This window comes from Bacillus sp. RAR_M1_44, from assembly GCF_020165935.1.
In the GTDB taxonomy this organism is placed as follows: Bacteria; Bacillota; Bacilli; order Bacillales; family Bacillaceae; genus Bacillus; species Bacillus altitudinis.
Window position 1 is genome coordinate 321,842 of the sequence record NZ_JAIUKX010000001.1, and the last position, 21,717, is coordinate 343,558.

Below are 21,717 nucleotides of genomic sequence, written 5' to 3' on the forward strand. Positions count from 1 at the left end.
TGTTTCCCTCCTTGATTAAAAATGGATCGCCTTTCCGTCAACAGCCAGTGCTGCCTCGCCAATTGCTTCTGACAAGGTTGGATGCGGGTGGATCGTCTGCCCCACTTCCCACGGAGTTGCATCTAATACTTTGGCTAATCCAGCTTCAGATATCATATCTGTTACATGAGGACCAATCATATGAATCCCTAAGATATCATCTGTCTTTTGGTCAGCAATGATTTTGACAAATCCATCAGACTCTCCAAATACAAGCGCTTTTCCGATGGCCATAAAGGGAAACTTCCCAATCTTGACTTCGTAGCCTTGCTCTTTTGCCGCCTGTTCAGTCAGTCCAACACTAGCGGTTTCTGGGTGAGAGTACACACATTTAGACACGAGCGTTTCATCAAGCGGCTTTGGATCTTGACCAGCCATATGTTCTACTGCAATCATGCCTTCATGTGATGCGACATGCGCCAGCTGAAGACCGCCAATGACATCACCTATTGCGTAAATATGCGACTCTTTCGTTTGGTAATGCTCATTCACGACAATGCCATGATTTTCTGTCTGGATGTCCGTGTTTTCAAGACCTATGCCTTCCACGTTTGGCACTCGGCCAACTGAAAGAAGCAGTTTCTCTGCTTCAAACGACTGAGTGTCTCCACCTTGTTCCACTTGGATCTTGACCAGATTCTCATGCTTTTCGGCAGTATCTGGCAGAACCTTCGCATTTGTCACTAAGGCGATGCCCTTTTTCGTTAAAAGCTTTTCCATTTCTTTAGAAATATCTTGATCCTCTGTTGGCAAAATGCGATCTGCAAATTCGATCACTGTGACTTTTACGCCAAAATCGTTAAGCATGGAAGCCCATTCGATCCCAATCACGCCTCCGCCGACAATCAGCATGGACTGAGGGAGTTCTTGCAGTTCAAGTGCTTCGTCTGATGTAAGGATGTGTGTTCCATCCGCTTCAAGTCCGGGCAGGACGCGCGGTCTTGATCCAGTCGCAATGATGACCTGCTTAGGAATCAGCATTTCATTTTCATCGCCATTCGCCATTTCTACCGAGATGGTGCCCGGCATTGGCGAAAAAATCGAAGGGCCTAAGATACGGCCTATTCCTTCGTATACATCAATTTTTCCTTGTTTCATTAAGTGTTTGACGCCGCCTGCTAATTTGTCGACAATCTCTGTTTTTCTTTTTTGTACGTTGGCAAATTGTAAGGCAATTCCGCTTGCTTCAACGCCAAAATCAGCGGCACGTTTGACCGTTTGATAGACTTCTGCACTTCTAAGCAGCGCTTTAGATGGGATACAGCCTTTATGAAGACATGTTCCACCGAGCTTTGATTTTTCTACGACTGCTGTTTTCAATCCAAGTTGAGAGGCACGAATGGCCGCTACATAGCCGCCTGTGCCTCCACCAAGAATGACGAGGTCATATTCAGTTGCCATGACTTGTCACTCCTTTCTCCGCCTTTTGATCATTTGGGTATTCTTTTGGTGATTCTTCTTCTTTTAAAATGCGAAGCGCTCCTTCTGCTAAGGATTGCAATTCATTTTCGCCTGGGTACACAACAACATCTGAAATCCAGTCAATGTATCCTCTAATGCTTGATGTAATTTGTTTGCTGTATGCAAGGCCACCTGTTAACACTATGACGTCAACAGCTCCTTTTAAAACCGCACTAGCCGCACCAATTTCTTTGGCAATTTGATAGCACATCGCTTCATAAATAAGCGCCGCACGCTCATCGCCTGCTTCAATCATTCGCTCTACTTTTACTGCATCTGTCGTGCCAAGATAGCCCGCAAGACCGCCTTCGCCAATAATGCGTTTGAGCATTTCCTCTTGCGAATATTCACCAGAAAAGCATAAATTGACAAGGTCACCTGTTGGGAGAGTACCTGCCCGCTCTGGGCTGAAAGGACCCTCACCATGAAGACCGTTATTCACATCAATGACTTTTCCTTTTTGATGTACACCAATCGTAATTCCGCCGCCCATATGGGTAATGATCATGTTCAAATCTTCATAACGTTTTCCAAACGAAGCAGCCGTTTTTCTTGCGACTGCTTTTTGATTTAACGCATGAAAAATGCTTTTCCGCTCAATTGTTGGCAGTCCTGAAATACGAGCAATTGGCTGTAGTTCATCTACGACTACGGGATCAACAATAAAAGCTGGGATGTTAAGACCAAGTGCAATTTCTCGGGCAATGATTCCGCCTAGATTAGAGGCGTGCTGGCCAGCATACCCTTCTTTTAGATCTTCAACCATTTGCTCATTTACTTCATATGTGCCACCTTCAATCGGGCGAAGCAGACCACCGCGTGCGCAAACTGCATCAAACTTTGAGATGTTCATCCCCTGTTCATGCAGTGTTTTTAAAATGGTTTCTTTACGGAATGAAAATTGATCAATGATATGAGGAAACTGCTTGATTTCCTCATCTGTATGTCTTAATGTCGTTTCAAAAATAGATCGTTCATTATGAAACACACCGATTTTTGTTGAGGTAGAGCCAGGATTAATCGTGAGAATACGCCATTCTTTTGTCAGCAAAAACAAAACCTCCGTTTCAACTCATTCATCCATTTAGCGACGACTTAAAATATGTTGACCATTTTGCAGGAATTGGCTTCTTGATTTGCGCATTCTTTCAATTCGCTCTTCAGCCAATCGATCTGCCGCTTTATAAGTTGGAATGGCATCACGGTTAGAGATTTCAATCACTCGCTCAATGTTTTGGTAAATGCCTTCTACTTTTTTCATTGCACGATCGGCATTATAGCCATAAAGCTCATCTGCAACGTTAATCACACCACCTGCATTGATCACATAATCCGGTGCGTACACAATGCCCATTTCATGAATAAGATCTCCATGATGAGTTTCTCTCAGCTGGTTATTCGCTGCACCTGCAATGACTTTTGCCTTTAATTTAGGAATCGTCACATCGTTAATGGTTGCACCGAGTGCACATGGTGCGTAAATATCACATTCTTGATCATAAATATCATCAGGGTCTACCGCTTTTGCACCGAAGTCTTCTACAGCTCGCTGAACTGAGTCTTTGTTGATATCAGTAACGATAAGCTGTGCGCCTTCTTCATGCAGGTGTTTACATAGGTTGTAAGCCACGTTTCCAACACCTTGAACGGCAATTGTTTTTCCTTCTAATGAATCTGTACCGAATGCTGCTTTTGCAGCTGCTTTCATGCCTTTATATACACCGTAAGCAGTCACTGGAGATGGGTTTCCTGAAGAACCAAATGCAGGAGAGATGCCTGTGACAAAGTCTGTTTCTTCATGGATAAGATCCATATCTTCTACCGTTGTACCGACATCTTCAGCAGTGATATAACGGCCATTTAATCCTTGAATGTAACGGCCAAAAGCACGGAACATTTCTTCATTCTTGTCTTTTCTCGGATCACCAATGATGACCGTTTTACCGCCGCCAAGGTTAAGCCCTGCCGCCGCATTTTTATAAGTCATACCTCTTGCAAGACGCAAGGCATCTTCGATCGCTGCTTCTTCATTTTCATATGTCCACATTCTTGTTCCGCCGAGTGCTGGCCCAAGTGTTGTATCATGAATGGCAATGATGGCTTTTAAACCAGACTGTTCATCCTGACAAAATACAAGCTGTTCATAATCGTATCGTTCCATATATTTAAAAAGTTCCATTTTCTATTCCTCCTAATACTTTCACTTAATTTGATGTACAGATGGCAAGTGCAATTGAATAGAGCTTGCTTTCAGCTGAATCAGACCGGCTTGTTAAAGCAATCGGTGCTTTCGCTCCTGCCACCACAGCTCCCACTTTTGCATGAGCAAAGTAGATGAGAGATTTATAAAGAATGTTGCCTGCTTCAATGGTCGGCACAAGCAAAATATCTGCATGACCAGCCACATCACTCGTAATATTTTTATGAGAAGCTGCCGTTTGAGAAATGGCATTATCTAAAGCAAGCGGCCCATCAATCAGGCAGCCAGAAATTTGACCTCTTCGATTCATTTGCGCAAGACTTGCAGCTGTGAGCGTCGAATCCATCGCTGGGTTTACGACTTCTACCGCTGATAATACCGCCACTTTGGGCATATCATTTCCGACAGCTTGTGCGACTTGAACGGAATTCACCGTAATTTCTTTCAGCATATTTAAATCAGGCGCAATGTTCATCGCAGAGTCCGTCACATAGATAAAACGGTCAAAGCCCGGTACTTCGAAGGCTGCAACATGTGAAAGGACACTCGCTGTCCGAAGCCCATATTCTTTATTTAGGACAGCTTTTAACAGTACGGCTGTCGGGACATGCCCCTTCATGAGAATATCTGCATGATTTTCACTTACTGCCTGAACGGCAATTTTGGCAGATTCTTCGGGTGAATCTGAATGAATAATATCTATCCAGTCTTCATTAATCTCGTGCTGTTTGACTAGCTCCTTTAGGTTGCGTTTGTTTCCAACCAGCAGGAAGCGAGCGACTTTTCGTTCGATTGCCATTTTGATGGCATGAAGCACTTCTTCGTCTTCTGCATGAGCCACAGCCGCTGTTTTATTCTGCAGCTGCGAGGCTTTGATAATCAGATCGTCAAGCTTCATACTTGCCCACCTTTCCTTGTGCTCGGTTCCTCTTTTTATATGCAAGTTCCGTGCCAGCTTGAAATGTGTGAAAAATAAGCCTTTCCGCAAAGAAATTATGCAATTTCTTGCAGGTTACGTGCATGTTACTGCATGCTATCTTTTGCAAGCTGATACTTATCCATTTTATAGTAAAGATTTCGAATGCTGATCCCTAACGTTTTCGCTGTTTTTGTGCGATTGAATTGATGTTTTTCAAGGGTTTGTTTGATCAGCTGCGCTTCAAATGCTTCTACAGCATCTGAGAGCGTCTCCCCCTCAAATTGACTAACAGCCAGTTCCTGCTGCTCTTTTTCCTCATGCTCGTCTGACTCCATGAAGGCGATATGCGCTTCATCGATCCATTCTTCTTGCGGATTCAAAAAGATCATCGCTCGTCCAAGCACGTTTTCAAGCTCTCTCACGTTGCCTGGCCAGCTATATGATCGAAGTCTATGAAGCGCACGATCAGTTAAGCCGCTGACGTTTCGCCCATAGTCTAAATTGATCTTTTGGATGAGGCGTTTACTTAATGATTCAATATCTTCGAGACGCTGTCTGAGTGGTGGAATCGATATCGGGTATCTGTTCATTCGATAATATAAATCCTCTCTGAACTTACCTTCTGCCATCGCCTTTTCAATATTGACATTTGTCGCTGTGATCACACGCACATCGACCGGTATCGCTTTCGTTCCGCCTACCCGTACAATTTCTTTTTCTTGCATGACACGTAGCAATTTCGCTTGTGTACTTGGCGTCATTTCACCGATTTCATCTAAAAAGATGCTGCCTTGATTGGCTTCTTCAAACAGCCCTTTTTTCCCGCCTCGCCTTGCACCAGAAAACGCTCCTTCCTCGTAGCCAAACAGTTCTGACTCTAAAAGAGTTTCTGATAAGGCAGCACAGTTGACACGGACAAAGCGGTTGTACTTGCGATCACTTTCATTGTGAATGGCATGTGCAAACAGCTCTTTCCCAGTACCTGATTCTCCGCGGAGTAAAATGGTTGCCGGCGTTTTTGCACCCAGCTTTGCCTGCTCAAGTGCGACAAGCATTTGTTCACTTTCTCCAATAATGTCTTCAAATGTGTACTTTGCTTCAAGTGTTCGGATGAGCTGCCTTGCTTTATTTAATTCATTCGTCAATGATTGAATTTCGGATACATCGTGAATGACCCCGACACTGCCTTTTAGAATGCCGTCCACAATAACAGGTGCTACATTGACGATGACATCTTTTTTATTTGGACCAACCTTCATTCTGACGCCACGAACAGGTCTTCTTGTTTCAAGCACCTTTAAGTGCATGCTTTCCCCTTCGGAAATATCAGCTCCTGCTGGTTTACCCACGACCTCTTTATCCGTTAAACCGGTCATTTTCGTATAAGCACGGTTGATCAAAATACCTTTCCCCTGCTCATCGACAACCGATATGGCTTCATCTGATGATTGAATAATCGCCTCAAGCATCGTTCTTACTTCTTTGAGGTTTGTCACTTCTTCCGCAAGCTCCACCGCATCTGTAATGTCTTTAAAGATGGATAAAGCACCTAACATTCTCCCCGCGTCATCAATAATCGGCAGACGGGTGGTCACAATTTGAATTTGCTGATTCAAAAATTGCTTTTGGTTAAATTCCGGCTCCCTTGACCTTAATATATCGGGAAGTTTCGTGTTCGGAATCACTTCTCGAATGTGACGGCCAATCGCATCCTTTTGCGAACACCCCACCATTTTGGCAGCCGATCGATTAAACAGGACCACTTCTTCATCCATATTAATAAAAATCATGCCATCATTCGTTGCATTAAAAATGCGGTCATGTTTATAGGTTTGTTCCTTCAATATTTGAATAAGCTGTTGTTTCTCTGCCATTAATTCTGACATGACATATGCCATCGAGCTTGGCACAATCACAGCATGCTCTGGTTTTTGTTCAATTAGTTCCTTCAGTACAGCAGAACTGCCTGTGGTTTCAATGATGATATCAATGTCATCTTTTATGTATTCTTTCCAATCCGTCGTCGTCTCAATTCCATTCTTTTTCGCTTCATCCATCCCCGGTGCCTCGAGATCAAGGTCGGCGATCGCAATGATTTGAACCGTATTTGTTTTCAGCAATGTTTCAAGCAGTGCTGATCCACCTTGTCCTGCACCGACAATCAAGACTCTCTGCATCCCGTTACCCCTTTATATGAAAAATTTTGCACACCATATTTTTCCGTTGCAAAAAATTGCACAACACCTATATTACCACGTTTTCCTTTCTTGACAAAATATTTTTTGAATTAGACAATGGAAGTAAATGACGTTTAAGGGGACATTTGATGGGGAGAATACTGGCATTAGTGATTATTTTAATACCTGGAGCCTTTGCAGCACTTGGCATTAAGCTGCTGCGTGACACTGTTTTCGGCATCATCATTGCACCATTTCCATATTTATGGCTGCAAGGAATTGCAGGGTTGTTATTTTTAGGGGGAGGTCTTTATGTTGTTGCAGGATTTATTTTATATAGAGACCGTAAACGAAATAAAGTAACAACTCGTTTTAAGCAAAGGTAATCATGAAAAAGACCCGCTGTTGATAGCAGGTCTTTATTTCATTTCTTCTCTTATTTTGACGGCTCGATCAGGAAAATCAGTAAAGATTCCATCAACACCCAAGGTCAACATATTTTTTATTTGCTTCTCACTGTTTACAGTAAACGGTCTGATCACTTGTTGGTCCGCATGGAGAGCGGATACTACTTCTTTTGTCACCCCAGCGCCCTTTATATTCGGATGGTAGCCCTTTGCCGGGATTGTTTTTAAATACATGTCCGGTTGATGAATCACATCCATCGTGAGGACCGCCAGTTCAATGTGCGGCATCAGCTTGTGAAAAAGAGCTAAGCTGCCGTGATGAAATGATGAGACAAGCACTCGATCCTCTATTTGAAAGTGCTCAATTTGCTCTTTTACTTTTTCTTCAATCCCTGGATATCGATAAATAGAGTTTTTTAATTCAATGTTGATCATAAAGGATGGTCTCTGCGTCACTAGCTCTAATACTTCTTCTAATAGAGGAATGGAGACCGCACCCGTTTCTTCATAGAAAGAATGACTGGCATCTCCTCTTTTTAACTCTTCATATGTATAGTCTTTCACTAACCCTTTCATATTGGTCGTTCGGTTCAGCTTTTCATCGTGAATGACAGCTAGTCTGCCGTCTTTGGTGAGCTGAACATCAAGCTCAATCCCATCCGCTCCAGAATGGAGTGCGTGCTCAAAGGCAATCATGGTGTTCTCTGGATAGTTTCCTTTAAAGCCTCTATGTGCAAAAATTTTCGTCATATGCCACCTCTAAATATGATGATTACCTATATTATGACGTGTCTGTTTTCGTTTTGCCAGTTTGAGCACATAAAAAAACCTCTTCTAATAAGAGAGAAGAGGTTGACAGGTAAATTCGATCACGTAATCGCTCTGATGGCTTGCTCTGTCGTCTCTGCGTCAAGAGCAAAAAGGGAAGAAACAACTGCGACTGCTGTAACGATTGTTACACCTAACAACAACTTTTTCATAAGATAACCTCCACTTTCTTTTGAAGTATTTGTGCATCGAATTTCTTTTCAAGAAAACGAATGGCATTTTGATAATCATTTCGTTCCTTGAAGTATTTCGATATTTGTTCAGACAAATCCTCAAGCTCCACATATAATCTATTTTTTTCTATGTAGTCTAATTTTTCAGAGAATACGTCTGCTGCTCCACTATTTTCGCACATCAAATCCAAAATTTCAAATTTTACTATATATTCATTATTTTGGATATCACAGCTATATTGAATCCCCTCTTTAATATATTCTTTCGCCTCATGATCTCCTAAATGAACTAAGGCATTTGCGAGAACATATAAAGATTGGATGAAATAATGGCTATTGTCGCGATGAATTTGAATGCTCATCCCTTTTTTGGCGTATTGCGCACTTTTTTCATAATCAGGTTTTGCGTAATAAAGAACCGCTAAATTGTGATAGCACTTCCCAATCAGCACTTCATTGTTAATGCGCTTACTTTTCTCAAGTGCCTCTTGGTACTTTTCCTCAGCTTCATCAAACTGTAGTAAATCAATACAGTTGCTCGCATGTAAGATCAAGCTGTCAATCGCCTGTGCGGTATATTCTTCATGCGCTTTAAATGTATCAATGGCTTTTTTAATATGATTAATGGAAATGAAATTTTGCTTCAGTTCGTAATAAATGGAAGCGACTTTATGATGAAAAGTTCCGACTTCAAGATCTTCATTCACACGTTTTAGCCGCTGCTCAGCAATCTTATAAAAACTAATCGCCTCATCATATTTTTTGACATAGGCAGCATATTGGCCTTTATAAAAGTAAAAATAAAAATTAATAATGTCATCTGCTTTTTCATCCAGCGTTCCGACACTTTTCATAATCTGATTGGCTTTTTCAATATTTCCAAGTAACATTTCATGTCTGCCGTCGACTAGCTGATAATAAAGAAGAACTTCTCGATCCTCATCTGTATTTTTTAGCAAATTCTGAATTTTCTCTTTATAGACAGCAGATTTTTCTAGGTCATTCTGAGAAATGACCCTCGTCCACTTGCTAATTTCGTTCGCAACCTCAGCAGAGTGGATTTTCAGCTTTCCCATAACCTCACCCTCTTCTTTTCATTATTATAGCATAGTAAAAGAATGTGAAAATTATTAAATTCGACAATGGGAATATTCAGTTCAAATGGCACAATCTCTAAGAAGCCAGTGACTTTAAAACGCCAACCAATCGGGTCAATAGAAATAGAACTTTCGATCTCATTTGCTTTATTTACCAATTACATAAGACCTTTTCCTCTCATCCTTTTTCTTACGAATGAGCGTTTTCTTCTTCTATAAGCCAGTTGATTAGCGTAGCTGATTACCACTATTTTATGTCCTATTCATTTCTTTCATGCTTTATTTTTCATTTTATTCTGAAAATAAAGCGACCCGTTTGTCCAATTTAAACATTAAAGATGATTTTATCAACATATCCATTTTTTAGCAATATTTTACAAAAATAAAAAAACGCCTCATTGAAGAAACGTTTTTTTATGGACGTTGACTTAGCTTGCTCTATGCTCTAAACGCAGACGATCAGCCACCATCGCAATAAATTCTGAATTGGTTGGTTTGGCTTTTGACATGCTGACTGTGTAACCAAAGAGTGAGGAAATGGAGTCAATATTCCCTCTGCTCCAAGCCACTTCAATGGCATGACGAATCGCTCGTTCTACCCTGCTGGCTGTCGTGTTAAATTTCTTTGCAATGTCTGGGTACAATACTTTTGTAATACTGCCGAGTAGTTCAATATCATTGTACACCATCGAAATGGCTTCTCTTAAGTATAAATAACCTTTAATATGAGCTGGCACGCCAATCTCATGAATAATTGTCGTAATGCTCGCATCTAAGTTCTTACGTTTCGGTTCAGGTTTGCTGCGAAGGACACTGTTTTGGATAGATGAAGATCGATGGCTGACTTGTGTGCCGTTTCCACTGACTTGACGAATATGACCTACGAGGTTTTCCATATCGAATGGTTTCAAAATGAAATAGGATGCGCCCAAATCGACCGCTTTTTTCGTTACGTCTTCTTGTCCGAAAGCCGTCAGCATAATGACACTTGGCTGTTTGGTCATTTCATTGTTTTCACGGAGGCGTTCCAGTACAGCAAGACCGTCTAAATGAGGCATGATAATATCTAAGAGGAGAACGTCGGGCTCTTTATCTTTAAATAATGTCAGACATTCCTGACCATTATACGCCACGCCAAGTACTTCCATATCTTCCTGTCCCTCAATATACTCTGTCAAAAGGCCAACAAGTTCTCGATTGTCATCAGCTACACACACTTTAATTTTCTCCACGTTCTTTCCTCCCCAATGTCGATTCCTTAGTCTTTTGCATTTCTCTTCTGAGTGTTCAATTCGACAAAACCATGCTATCCCCTTTAAAAAAGTTTAATTTTCCGAATAATAGAGCATTATCTAGCTTTTTCTACGTTTTTCTTAATGAATCGACGATTATTGCAATTTGACAATACACTGTTTTCCATTTTGTCGAAAAATCTCTTTTTCCTTATTTTATAACATGATGGAAGAGAAAGAAAGGGTAGAAAAAAACTGCCGGAAGATTCGCGGCAGTTTTTCGTCAGCTTGCTTTTTTGTTTTTTTGATAAAGATCAATTCCTGCTTCTGACAGCATCCATTCAATGTGTACGCCGTATCCGCTTGTCGGGTCATTGACGAACACGTGAGTGACCGCTCCAATGACTTTGCCATTTTGGATGATCGGACTTCCGCTCATTCCTTGAACGATCCCGCCCGTTTTGCTTAATAAGCGCTCATCCGTTACTTTAAGCACCATTCCTTTTGTTGCCGGGAATTTTTGCGGTGTTGTGCTGACGATTTTAATATCAAATTTCTCTACTTTATCATGGTCCACAACCGTTAATATTTCGGCTGGACCTTCTTTTACTTCACTTGATAACGCGACTGGAAGTGGTTTGTCTGCTACATGATTTTCAAGTTTTTCGGTTAACTTACCAAATATACCGAATGGACTGTTACGTGAAATATCACCTATCGTTTTTCTTTCGGAAGAAAACCTGGCCAATTTTTCTCCAGGGTTGCCTCCTGTCCCTTTTTCAATGGATGTGACGGTTGATCTGACAATTTCACCATTGTCGACCACGATTGGTTTTTTTGTATCCATGTCAGAAATCACATGCCCAAGGGCGCCATATTTTTTAGAAGATGGTTCAAAGAAGGTCATCGTCCCGATTCCTGCTGCGGAATCACGAATATAAAGACCGATTCGATAAGTACCTTCACTTGCATCTTTCGCGGGTGTTAATGTCGTTTGAAAGGTTTTATGGTCTCTTTTTATGAGTAAATGAAGGGTTTCCCCCGTTTTTCCGGCTTTCTGAATAAATGGGGTGAGGTCATTCATCTTCTCCATTTTGTGACCATTGATCTCAATGATCATATCCCCTGATTGAATGCCTGCGGCTTCACCTGGTGATTTTTTGCCGTCTGCTGTTGTGATTTGATGAAAACCGACAACGAGAACTCCGACAGAGTGGAGTTTGACGCCAATGGATTGTCCTCCAGGAATGACTTTTAATTCGGGAAGAACATCGACTTTTGTTTTCTTAATAGGAAATCCTTTAAAATCATAAACAATTTCGGCTTTTCCCGCCTTTTGTCCCGTTACTTCAAGTTGATTCTTTTTCTCTGAAAGACTAAAGGCTGGTGAAGAAGCATTGGCTGACGCTTCAATGGATGTATCAATCGAATGCTTCTCGTGTTCAAATACTGCGACAGTTGTTGGAATGCTGATATATTCCTTCACTATGCTCATAAACCCTGTACTTATTAAAGAAACAAGGAGAATCACACCAATGGCTTTTCTCATCTTTTCGGGCATTCATTTTTCACTCTCCTCGCTCCTTACCCACACCAGAACATTAATGTTTTGGCTACATCTTTACTTTTGCCTTCTTAGCGAGGATTTATAACCGACACCTTTAGAAAATGATTGGATAAATTGATAAAAGAAAAAGACGAATTCATGCGTATATACGGCGAATATGAGACAATATAAAAAAGGCAGCTGTTGTTTCAGCTACCCTGTCGTTTTGACATCATTTGCTTGGTGCAGTAATTCTTTTGCATGCTGTTTTGTGAGCTCAGTGACTTCTACACCAGCAATCATTCGGCCGATTTCACTCACTTTTTCATCATCACTTAGTGGTTTGACGTTCGTCATTGTTCTACCAGCTTTAGCGCGTTTAGAAATAAAAAGATGTGTATCAGCCATTGCTGCGACTTGCGGCAGATGGGTAATACAGAGTACTTGTGAACCTGCTGCTACTTTATAAATTTTTTCAGCAATGGCTTGTGCTACTCTGCCGCTAACGCCCGTATCCACTTCATCAAATATAATGGACGTCACTTCTTGTTTCGCTGAGAAAATACTTTTCACTGCCAGCATGACACGCGAAATTTCTCCTCCAGATGCTACTTTTGACAAAGATTTCATCGGTTCACCCGGATTTGTAGAAATGACAAATTGCGCTTGATCTATGCCATTTTTCCCGAGCTGTACGGGTTTTCCATCTAAAAGCGGGCAGTCCGTACTGCCAAATGGTGCATATCGAATCGTAAAAGCGGTATCAAAAGAAGACTTCTCCATATATAAATCCTTCAATTCAGCTTGAATTTGCTTCGCCAGTTTTTTCGCCCATTTTTTACGGAGCTCTGACACGTTGAGCGCTTCAAGCAATGCATCCCGGCTTATCGCGTCAAGTTTGTTTTTAAGTGTCTGCAAATGGCTGTCTCGATTTTGGATTTGGTCTATCTCCTCTTCAATCTTAGCCGCATATTCTAAAATTTCCTCAACGGTTGTGCCGTACTTTCGCTTCAGCTGCTTCATCTCATTTAACCTAGACTCAATAAAATCAAGACGGGCTGGGTCAAATTCTAATTGATCAAGCATGCTGCGCATTTGAAAAGTAGAATCTTCTAATAAATAATAGGAGTTTGACACTTGCTCAGAGAGCTTTTTCAGATCGTCGTTGATCTCAGAAACTTGCTCAAGCTCGCTTGAAGCCATTCCAACCCAATCAAGTCCTCCCTGCTCATTACGCAGAGCATTATATGCGTTTTGAAGCGAGGAAAAGATTTTTTCAAAATTGCTAATTTGATGACGTTCCTCTTGAAGCTTCTCATCTTCTCCAGGCTCTAATTGTGCCGCTTCAATCTCTTCCAGCTGAAATTGCAATAAGTCTAACCGGTGAACCATTTCCTGTTCATTTTCAGACAGCTGTTTGAGCTTTTGCGCTGTCTTCATATATTGATCATACGCTTCTTGATACTGCGAGAGAGCAGGTGCAATTTCTTCTGCTCCAAATTGATCAAGCAAATGCAAATGATTTTCATCCTCCATGAGCAGCTGATTATCGTGCTGTCCATGTATATCAAGCAAAAGCCGGCCAACTTCTCTTAAAAGCGAGATGGTGACAAGCTTACCATTAATGCGGCAAATGCTTTTCCCGCTTTGATTGATATCACGGCGAAGAATCATCATTTCATCAGATGCATCAATTCCTTGCTCCTCACAAAGGGCAAATACAGGATGATCTGCTGGTACAAGAAAAAGACCTTCAAGCTCTGCTTTTTTTTCGCCATAACGGACAAATTCGGATGATCCTCTTCCCCCTACGAGAAGTGAGACAGCGTCAATCATGATTGATTTTCCGGCACCTGTTTCCCCTGTTAGAACTGTGAGTCCTTTTTCAAACGAAACCGTTAACTCCTCAATGATTGCAAAGTTTTTAATGGTTAGTTCTGCTAACACTCATTTGACACCTCTTTTTGTAAACCTGATCTCTTTATAGAAGCTCTAAAATTTTGGACGAAACGGTATCCGTATCGTCTGGCGTGCGGCAAATGATTAAGATGGTATCATCCCCACAAATGGTTCCCATAATTTCTTCCCAATCTAAATTATCCATTAAAGCACCGATGGCTTGAGCGTTCCCAGGCATTGTTTTTAGAACGATTAAATGACTGGCAGCATCCATTTTAATAAATGCGTCCATTAAGGAACGCTTTAATTTTGATAGCGGGTTAAACCGCTGATCTGCAGGAAGGCTGTATTTATATGTTCCATTATTTGTTGGCACTTTGACTAAATGCAGTTCTTTGATATCTCTTGATACGGTCGCCTGTGTGATGTTATATCCATCCGCTTTCAAAATATCGACTAATTCGTCTTGTGTTTCGATTTCTTGGCTTGCGATAATTTCTCTAATCTTAATATGTCTTTGACCTTTGTTCATTTTGACCCCCCTAGGCGTTAGAATCTCAGTTTGTCTTTACGTTCTATGTTATATGATGCACACTTCAAAAAACAAGCATTACGTGAGAAACGGTTAATTCTGATCTTTTGACCATGTAAAAAGGAATAATAGCGAGCGATTATTCCGTTCAGCATGTAGACAAACCCTCGCATTCTTTGTCAGTCCTGCGCTCTGGTGCTCACGAATGCCAAATTCGCTCCGCGCCAGTGCTCGTCCTTCCTAGACTGCAAAGGTTTTCTATCACGCTGAAAAGAAGACAAAGGGCTAAAATCAAGTTCATTTTAGCCCTTTGTCAACAATCTAAAAGGAATAATAGCGAGCTATTATTCCTTTTGTTTCAATAATTCATGTGTCAGCCGGCTCAGGACTGTTTTTCTTTTCTTTCAATACGGCATGGGCTTCTTTGACGACTTTTTCAAGTTCAGATACTGGAAGTGCCGTATTCTCTTCTTGATCAGAATGCAGGACCAAGTGGAGGAGAAATTCGATATTTCCATCTCCGCCTGTAATGGGTGAAAAAGAAACATCCTTTACATCATAGCCTTCTTTTGCAGCAAATTGATTCATTTCTTCTAGCACACCAAGATGTACAGAAGGTTCTCGCACAATGCCTTTTTTTCCAACAAGCTCTCTGCCCGCTTCAAACTGCGGCTTTACTAGCGCAATACAGTCGCCGCCTGGGATAAGAATATGCTTTAATGCGGGAAGAATGAGTTTGAGCGAGATAAATGATACATCAATAGATGCAACCTCTGGTAATCCTTCGGTGAAATCTGCCGGAACAGAATGGCGGAAGTTGGTGCGTTCCATGACGATCACCCGATCATCCTGTCGTAATTTCCACGCAAGCTGATTGTAGCCAACATCCACAGCATAGGATTTGACTGCTCCATTTTGGAGTGCGCAATCTGTAAATCCCCCTGTTGATGAGCCGATATCAATTAAAAGCTTTCCTTCAACGGTTAAATCAAATTCTTGAAGTGCCTTTTCGAGCTTTAGCCCACCTCGGCTGACATATTTCAGCGGATTCCCCTTCACAGTCAGCGGGGTATCACGAGCGATTTTTTCTCCTGGCTTATCCAAACGGTTTTCATTTGAGTAAACGATCCCTGCCATAATGGCGCGTTTTGCTTTCTCTCTCGTTTCCATTAGTCCTTGTTCGACTAATAAAACGTCAAGTCGTTCTTTCTTTGATGTCATGATCCAATTCCTTTTCTTGGTGCTGCGGGAAGCAGGTCACGTAACGTTTCAGCAACCTGTGTTTTCGTCAGTCCAATTTCCTCAAGTAGCGCATCGACACTTCCATGCTCAATAAATTCATCTGGAATGCCCATACGTTCTACTTTTATATGAGACGCTTTTTTATCGTGAATATATTCTAATACGCTGCTGCCAAATCCACCCTGAAGCACCGCTTCTTCTATTGTTAAAATTGGCAAACCTTCAGACAGTATCTCATTTAACATGCCTTCATCAAGAGGCTTAATGAAACGTGCATTGACAACACGAATTGATTTTCCTTCTTTTTGCAGTTCTTCTGCTGCCTGCAGCGCCATTTTAATGGTTGTACCGAATGTTAAAATGACAGCATCTTTCCCGGGACGAAGAACTTCCCAAGAACCAATTGGGATGGTTTTCAGCTGTTCATCCATTTTGACGCCTAGTCCATTTCCACGCGGGAAGCGCATGGCGATTGGACCATCATCATATTGAATGGCTGTGTTGACCATATGCTGTCCTTCATTTTCATCCTTTGGCATCATGAGAACCATATTCGGCATATGACGCATGAAAGCAATGTCAAACACACCTTGATGCGTTTCTCCATCTGCACCGACAAGACCTGCACGGTCAATTCCAATGAACACATTGAGATTTTGACGGCAAATATCATGCAGCACTTGGTCATAAGCTCTTTGGAGGAACGTTGAATAAATCGCTAAAAATGGCTTCATGTCCTGTGTAGCAAGTCCAGCTGCCATTGTTGCAGCGTGCTGCTCTGCAATTCCAACATCAAACATTCGCTCTGGGAATTCTTTTGCAAACCCTTCAAGCTTTGAGCCAACGGGCATTGCAGGTGTAATTGCGACAATTCGCCCATCTTCCCGTGCCAGCTTTCTGACGGTTTCACTGACGAGACCACTCCATGACGGTGCGGCTGCTGTCGGTTTCACAAAGTCACCTGTGTCGATTTTGTATGGTCCTGTTCCGTGCCATGTGCCGATCTTATCAGATTCGGCCGGCTTATAGCCTTTTCCTTTTTTCGTGATGACATGAAGGAGAACCGGGCCTTTTGTTTTCTTTGCGTACTCAAGATTCTCAAACAAATCTTCATAGGAATGTCCATCTACTGGTCCTAAGTAAGTAAAGCCCATTTCCTCAAAGAACATACCAGAGACAAGCAAATACTTCAGACTGTCCTTGATACGTTCTGCTGTTGCAGCAAGCTTCCCGCCTACTGCTGGGATACGCTTGAATAAGTATTCAAGCTCGTCCTTTACCCATTGGTATTTACCAGCTGTACGTAGTCTGCCAAGCATTGTATGGATCGCACCAACGTTTGGTGCAATACTCATTTCATTGTCGTTTAAGATCACAATCATGTCTTTTTTTTCATCCCCGATATGGTTCAGTGCTTCTAACGCCATACCGCCGGTTAGTGCACCATCACCGATAATCGGGAGAATGTATTCATCTGTTCCTTTAATGTCACGCGCTGCCGCCATTCCCATTGCACCAGATAATGAGGTTGAACTGTGTCCAGTCTCCCAAACATCATGTTCACTTTCATTTCGTTTAGGGAAACCGCAGAGCCCTTTATATTGACGAAGTGTATCAAACTCGGCGCCTCTTCCAGTTAACAGCTTGTGAACGTAAGACTGATGTCCAACATCCCAAAGAAATTTGTCTTTCGGGCTGTCAAATACTTTGTGAAGTGCAACAGTAAGTTCAACGACACCAAGGTTTGGACCAATGTGCCCACCAGAGTTCGCTAACGACTCAATTAAAAACGTGCGAATGTCCGCACTAAGCTCCTCTAATTCTGCATTTGACATTCCTTTTAGAAACGTTGGATTTTTTATTGATAAAAGATCCAATCAGGATCAACTCGCTTTCAACAAAATTTCTATCTACATATATAATGCCTTATTCCTATGAAAACCAATTCAGGAATAAGAGTTGTCTCATCATGATAAACTGTTTACAGTTTACCACAATTGCTCGAGGACCCTCAAATCTAGGCTGTTTTTAGTGATCTCGTGAGGCAATCAGATCGCATAAATCATGCAGCAAGTTTTGCTCCAACTCAAGATTTGAGACAATTTCTTTCGCACGAGTGATATGTTCATCCAGCTTTTCTTTTGCTCCTGAAAGCGTTAATAAAGAAGGATATGTCGACTTTTCATTTGCTGTATCGGAGCCGATCCGCTTTCCTATTTTCTCTTCGCTGCCTTCAAGATCTAAAATATCATCACGGATTTGAAAAGCAATGCCAATATGATAGCTGAATTCTCTCAGCTTTTCGATCTCATCATCAGGTGCACCTGCCAGTATCGCACCAGCAACCACACTAAAGGTGAGTAGCTTTCCTGTTTTGCGGGCATGAATCGATTCTAATTCAGAAAGAGGGATTTGTTTCTGTTCTGCTTCCATATCATCAAATTGCCCGCCAACCATTCCGAGTGCACCTGCTGATGTAACAAGTTCATCGATGATTCGAAGCTTTTGATCAGCAGGTACATCGTCAGATAATTGCGATGTGATCAGACGGAAGCTTTCAGTGAGCAGCGCATCACCTGCAAGAACGGCTGTTGCCTCGCCGTATACTTTATGGTTGGTCGGCTTTCCTCGGCGCAGATCATCATCGTCCATACAAGGAAGATCATCATGTATCAACGAATACGTATGAATCATTTCCACTGCACAGCCTACTGGTATACCGTCTTCTTCCTTTTTCCCATACGCATTTAAAAGAGCAAGAACAAGCACAGGACGCAGTCTTTTTCCGCCAGCCTTCAGAGAATAAAGCATAGAAGATTTCAGCTCTTCTGGAATAGACAATTCCTGCACATATGTAAATAAATAATCTTCAATTGCTTGTTTTCGTGTTGTTAAAAATTCGTTTAAGTTACTTGTCACCAGCATCTGCCTCCTTCACCGAAAAAGGAGCCAGTTCACCGTCCTCTTTCAAAATGAAATCCATTTGCTTTTCAACATGCTGTAATTTTTCATGGCAAAGTTTTGAGAGCGTCATACCCTCTTGGAAATAGTGGATAGCTTGTTCAAGCGGTACATCGCCTTCTTCGAGCTTTCCCACAATCTCTTCAAGTCCTTTCATGGCCTCTTCAAATGTCATTTGTTCTTCTTTTTGTTTATTTGATTCTGTCATGATGATTGCCCTCCTTCTCAATAACCTCACAAATCAGACGTCCATCCTTCATTGTAATCGTCAGTTGATCCTTCGTTTCTACTTGATTCACACTTTTAATGAGCTCATCTTCTTTATAGGCTAAACTATAGCCTCTTTCCATGACTTGAAGCGGATTTAATGCATTTAGTTTACCAAGAACCGATTGGAACTGCGAATGAATTGTTTTCATTTGCACATTCATGCTCCGAACGAGCTGTTCTGTTTCATTGGCGTGACGTTTTTTCGCCTGAAGCAGCTGCTCTTTTGGATGAAGCGGCTTCAGTCTATATGTTTGGCGGTCAAGTTGACTGCGTTTTTGTTCCATTTGTCTTGTCAGCTGTTTTTGAAAACGATCAAATACCATATCGAATTGCTGCTCTTTTTGCTCTTGTAATCGTTTTGGAAAACGGAAAGCATAGGAGGATTGAAGTGCCACAAGACGGTCTTTTGCTTGTGACGTTCGATTTTTTACCGCTCTTGTTAACCGAATGTCGATTGATTTGATTCGTTCGATTAAGTCGGCTGTGCTTGGAACAGCTAGTTCTGCTGCTCCTGTTGGTGTGGGTGCTCTCATGTCTGCAGTGAAATCACTAATGGTAAAGTCTGTTTCGTGCCCAACGGCAGAAATGATTGGAATGTCTGATGCGAAGATCGCTCTTGCGACTGCTTCTTCATTAAAGGCCCAAAGTTCTTCAATCGATCCTCCGCCTCTCCCGACAATCAAGACATCACAAAGCTGTTTTTCATTGGCTTCTTTAATCCGTTCCACAATCGAACGCGGAGCATTTTCTCCTTGGACTAATGCCGGAAGCACAATGATCTTGGCCTGCTGATAGCGCCGATTGATCGTGGTAATGACATCTCGAACAGCTGCTCCTGTTGGGGATGTAATGACACCAACAACCTCTGGAAATTCAGGAATTGTTTTTTTATAGCGCTCATCAAATAAGCCTTCACTTGCTAGTTTCTTCTTCAGCTCTTCATAGGCAAGATGAAGAGCACCAACACCATCAGGCTGCATTTCTTTTGCATATAATTGATAGCTTCCGCTCGGTTCGTAGACTTGAATTCCGCCACGTACGAACACTTTCATTCCGCTCTTTGGTGAAAAAGGTAGCTTGGACGCGGAGCGCTGGAACATAACAGCTTGCATACGTGCATTTTCGTCCTTTAAGGTGAAATAAACATGACCTCTTGAATGAATCTTCACATTTGATAACTCACCTTTGATCCAAATATCTTCTAAATGAGGGTCAACATCAAATTTTCTTTTTATGTATTTTGTAAGGGCTGTGACCGTCACAAAGGCTTTTTCACTCATGACGTATTCCTCCTCTTCAAAAACGCACATTCATCCACCGGCAGCACGCAGGTGGATGAATGGATCAAGCTTATGATAATGTACGTTTTGCTGATTTAACCGTATTGTGTGCAAGCATCGTAATTGTCATTGGACCCACTCCGCCAGGGACTGGTGTGATGTAAGAAGCTTTTTCTTTTGCTGCTTCAAAGTCAACGTCCCCTACAAGTTTCCCCGTTTCTAGACGATTGACTCCTACATCAATGACAATAGCGCCTTCTTTAATTTGGTCAGCTTTAATAAAGTTTGCTCGACCGACGGCAACAACTAAAATGTCCGCTTTTAACGTATGTTCTGAAATGTTCGCCGTTCTTGAATGACAGTAGGTGACGGTTGCATTTTCGTTTAGTAGCAATTGTCCAACTGGTTTGCCGACGATATTGCTTCGTCCTACAACGACCACTTCTTTGCCAGAGAGATCCACACCTGTTTTGTTCAATAATTCAACAATACCTGCTGGTGTGCAAGGGAGGAATGTGTCTTCCCCAAGTAGCATTTTCCCGATATTTAGCGGATGAAAACCATCTACGTCTTTCTCTGGTGAAATTCGTTCAATGACGGCTTTTTCAGAAATATGTTTTGGCAGTGGAAGCTGAACAAGAATTCCGTGGAATTGATCATTCGCATTGTACTGATCAATCATCTTTAGCAATTCCTCTTCTGTTAAAGAAGCATCTAAATGATCAAGCTGGAAATGCATGCCCATGGCTTCTGCTGCTTTTTTCTTCCCGCGTACGTAAGAAAGTGAAGCCGGATCATCACCGATTAGAATAACGGCAAGACCAGGTGTGACTCCTTTTTGTTTTAGCTCTTCTACTTCTTTTGCTAATTGTTCACGCTTTTCTTTTGCTGTTTCTTTCCCATCGATGATTGTTGCTGTCATGTCGAATCCTCCTATTACTGCTTTAGGTCGTTTTTAATGTTTGAAAGTACACCATTTACAAATTTCGGCGCCTTATCGTCACCGAACAATTTAGCCAGTTCAATGGCTTCATTCATTGAAACACTCACCGGGATATCTTCTTGATATACCATTTCGTACACAGACAGCCTTAAAATGGCTCTGTCTACGTTCGCAATACGATCAAGTTTCCAATTCACAAGATGCTGTGAAATCATGTCATCGAGCTTGTCCTTTTGTTCGAGCACACCGAAAACCAGTTCCTCGAAAAAAGGATCTGATTCTTGTTCATCCAGCGCATGTGTAATGGCCTCTTTCGGATCAATATTGCTGACATCAATTTGAAATAATGTTTGTAGCGCCTTTTCTCTTGCAGTTCTTCTTTTCATTATTTACTCCTTTAACCACTTTATCCGCTTGTCGTTAAGCCATACAGAGATCATAACATATTTTGACCGCAGTCGCACCAAGATCCATGCGAGCTGTGACGAAAAACGAATCACTCCATGCGTGA

Annotated in this window: 19 protein-coding genes; 1 reads left to right on the forward strand and 18 read right to left on the reverse strand. The window is 41.8% G+C overall.

Annotated features, from left to right (window positions below; translation table 11 throughout):
- Positions 1 to 15: 15 nt before the first annotated feature.
- The 5 genes from lpdA to LCD34_RS01730 all read right to left on the reverse strand — a co-directional run bounded on the left by lpdA (position 16) and on the right by LCD34_RS01730 (position 6,796).
- Positions 16 to 1,440: a dihydrolipoyl dehydrogenase gene (gene lpdA / locus LCD34_RS01710; RefSeq protein ID WP_224558445.1), complete on the reverse strand. Its 1,425-nt coding sequence runs from the start codon at positions 1,438 to 1,440 to the stop codon at positions 16 to 18.
- Positions 1,430 to 2,551, reverse strand: coding sequence for a butyrate kinase (buk, locus tag LCD34_RS01715; protein ID WP_017357958.1), 1,122 nt, complete (start codon positions 2,549 to 2,551; stop codon positions 1,430 to 1,432). Before buk ends, lpdA begins: the two co-directional genes overlap by 11 nt.
- 33 nt (positions 2,552 to 2,584) lie before the next feature.
- A complete protein-coding gene (bcd, locus tag LCD34_RS01720) occupies positions 2,585 to 3,679 on the reverse strand; it encodes a branched-chain amino acid dehydrogenase (RefSeq protein WP_007501155.1) in 1,095 nt (364 codons plus the stop codon).
- Positions 3,680 to 3,704: 25 nt separating this feature from the next.
- On the reverse strand, positions 3,705 to 4,598 hold the full coding sequence (gene yqiS / locus LCD34_RS01725) for a phosphate butyryltransferase (protein ID WP_008342231.1): 894 nt from the start codon (positions 4,596 to 4,598) through the stop codon (positions 3,705 to 3,707).
- Positions 4,599 to 4,723: 125 nt separating this feature from the next.
- The gene (locus LCD34_RS01730; protein ID WP_017367572.1) at positions 4,724 to 6,796 is read right to left on the reverse strand and encodes a sigma-54 interaction domain-containing protein; all 2,073 of its coding nucleotides are present in this window, start codon (positions 6,794 to 6,796) and stop codon (positions 4,724 to 4,726) included.
- Between the two features lie 149 nt (positions 6,797 to 6,945).
- Between LCD34_RS01730 and LCD34_RS01735 the strand changes: the two genes are divergently transcribed.
- A complete protein-coding gene (locus LCD34_RS01735; RefSeq protein WP_017357960.1) occupies positions 6,946 to 7,182 on the forward strand; it encodes a DUF2627 domain-containing protein in 237 nt (78 codons plus the stop codon).
- Between the two features lie 33 nt (positions 7,183 to 7,215).
- Here LCD34_RS01735 and LCD34_RS01740 read toward each other — a convergent pair whose 3' ends face one another.
- The 13 genes from LCD34_RS01740 to nusB form a co-directional block, all read right to left on the reverse strand.
- Complete coding sequence (locus LCD34_RS01740; protein ID WP_017367573.1) at positions 7,216 to 7,953, reverse strand: glycerophosphodiester phosphodiesterase; 738 nt, start codon at positions 7,951 to 7,953, stop codon at positions 7,216 to 7,218.
- Between the two features lie 226 nt (positions 7,954 to 8,179).
- The gene (locus tag LCD34_RS01745; RefSeq protein ID WP_019743381.1) at positions 8,180 to 9,280 is read right to left on the reverse strand and encodes a Rap family tetratricopeptide repeat protein; all 1,101 of its coding nucleotides are present in this window, start codon (positions 9,278 to 9,280) and stop codon (positions 8,180 to 8,182) included.
- A 449-nt stretch (positions 9,281 to 9,729) separates the two neighbouring features.
- Positions 9,730 to 10,533 (reverse strand): sporulation transcription factor Spo0A, encoded by an 804-nt coding sequence (gene spo0A / locus LCD34_RS01750; protein ID WP_008342226.1) that lies wholly within the window; start codon positions 10,531 to 10,533, stop codon positions 9,730 to 9,732.
- 283 nt (positions 10,534 to 10,816) lie between these two features.
- Positions 10,817 to 12,094, reverse strand: a complete 1,278-nt coding sequence (gene spoIVB / locus LCD34_RS01755; protein ID WP_113747198.1) for a SpoIVB peptidase — start codon at positions 12,092 to 12,094, stop codon at positions 10,817 to 10,819.
- A gap of 198 nt (positions 12,095 to 12,292) precedes the next feature.
- Positions 12,293 to 14,026 carry a DNA repair protein RecN gene (gene recN / locus LCD34_RS01760; protein WP_113747197.1) on the reverse strand — a complete coding sequence of 578 codons (1,734 nt, stop codon included), beginning with the start codon at positions 14,024 to 14,026 and terminating at the stop codon, positions 12,293 to 12,295.
- 34 nt (positions 14,027 to 14,060) lie between these two features.
- Positions 14,061 to 14,510, reverse strand: a complete 450-nt coding sequence (gene ahrC, locus LCD34_RS01765; RefSeq protein ID WP_007501163.1) for a transcriptional regulator AhrC/ArgR — start codon at positions 14,508 to 14,510, stop codon at positions 14,061 to 14,063.
- A gap of 366 nt (positions 14,511 to 14,876) precedes the next feature.
- Positions 14,877 to 15,731 (reverse strand): TlyA family RNA methyltransferase, encoded by an 855-nt coding sequence (locus LCD34_RS01770; protein ID WP_048001394.1) that lies wholly within the window; start codon positions 15,729 to 15,731, stop codon positions 14,877 to 14,879.
- Positions 15,728 to 17,629: a 1-deoxy-D-xylulose-5-phosphate synthase gene (gene dxs / locus LCD34_RS01775; protein WP_048003502.1), complete on the reverse strand. Its 1,902-nt coding sequence runs from the start codon at positions 17,627 to 17,629 to the stop codon at positions 15,728 to 15,730. Before dxs ends, LCD34_RS01770 begins: the two co-directional genes overlap by 4 nt.
- Before the next feature lie 151 nt (positions 17,630 to 17,780).
- Entirely contained in the window at positions 17,781 to 18,677 is an 897-nt protein-coding gene (locus LCD34_RS01780) for a polyprenyl synthetase family protein (RefSeq protein ID WP_253207799.1), read from the reverse strand.
- On the reverse strand, positions 18,661 to 18,921 hold the full coding sequence (locus tag LCD34_RS01785; RefSeq protein WP_003215880.1) for an exodeoxyribonuclease VII small subunit: 261 nt from the start codon (positions 18,919 to 18,921) through the stop codon (positions 18,661 to 18,663). The genes LCD34_RS01780 and LCD34_RS01785 overlap by 17 nt, the downstream gene beginning before the upstream one ends.
- Positions 18,905 to 20,263: an exodeoxyribonuclease VII large subunit gene (gene xseA, locus LCD34_RS01790; protein WP_017357964.1), complete on the reverse strand. Its 1,359-nt coding sequence runs from the start codon at positions 20,261 to 20,263 to the stop codon at positions 18,905 to 18,907. Before xseA ends, LCD34_RS01785 begins: the two co-directional genes overlap by 17 nt.
- Before the next feature lie 70 nt (positions 20,264 to 20,333).
- Positions 20,334 to 21,185, reverse strand: a complete 852-nt coding sequence (gene folD / locus LCD34_RS01795; RefSeq protein ID WP_007501171.1) for a bifunctional methylenetetrahydrofolate dehydrogenase/methenyltetrahydrofolate cyclohydrolase FolD — start codon at positions 21,183 to 21,185, stop codon at positions 20,334 to 20,336.
- Between the two features lie 14 nt (positions 21,186 to 21,199).
- The gene (gene nusB, locus LCD34_RS01800; protein WP_008342218.1) at positions 21,200 to 21,592 is read right to left on the reverse strand and encodes a transcription antitermination factor NusB; all 393 of its coding nucleotides are present in this window, start codon (positions 21,590 to 21,592) and stop codon (positions 21,200 to 21,202) included.
- Between the last annotated feature and the right edge of the window lie 125 nt (positions 21,593 to 21,717).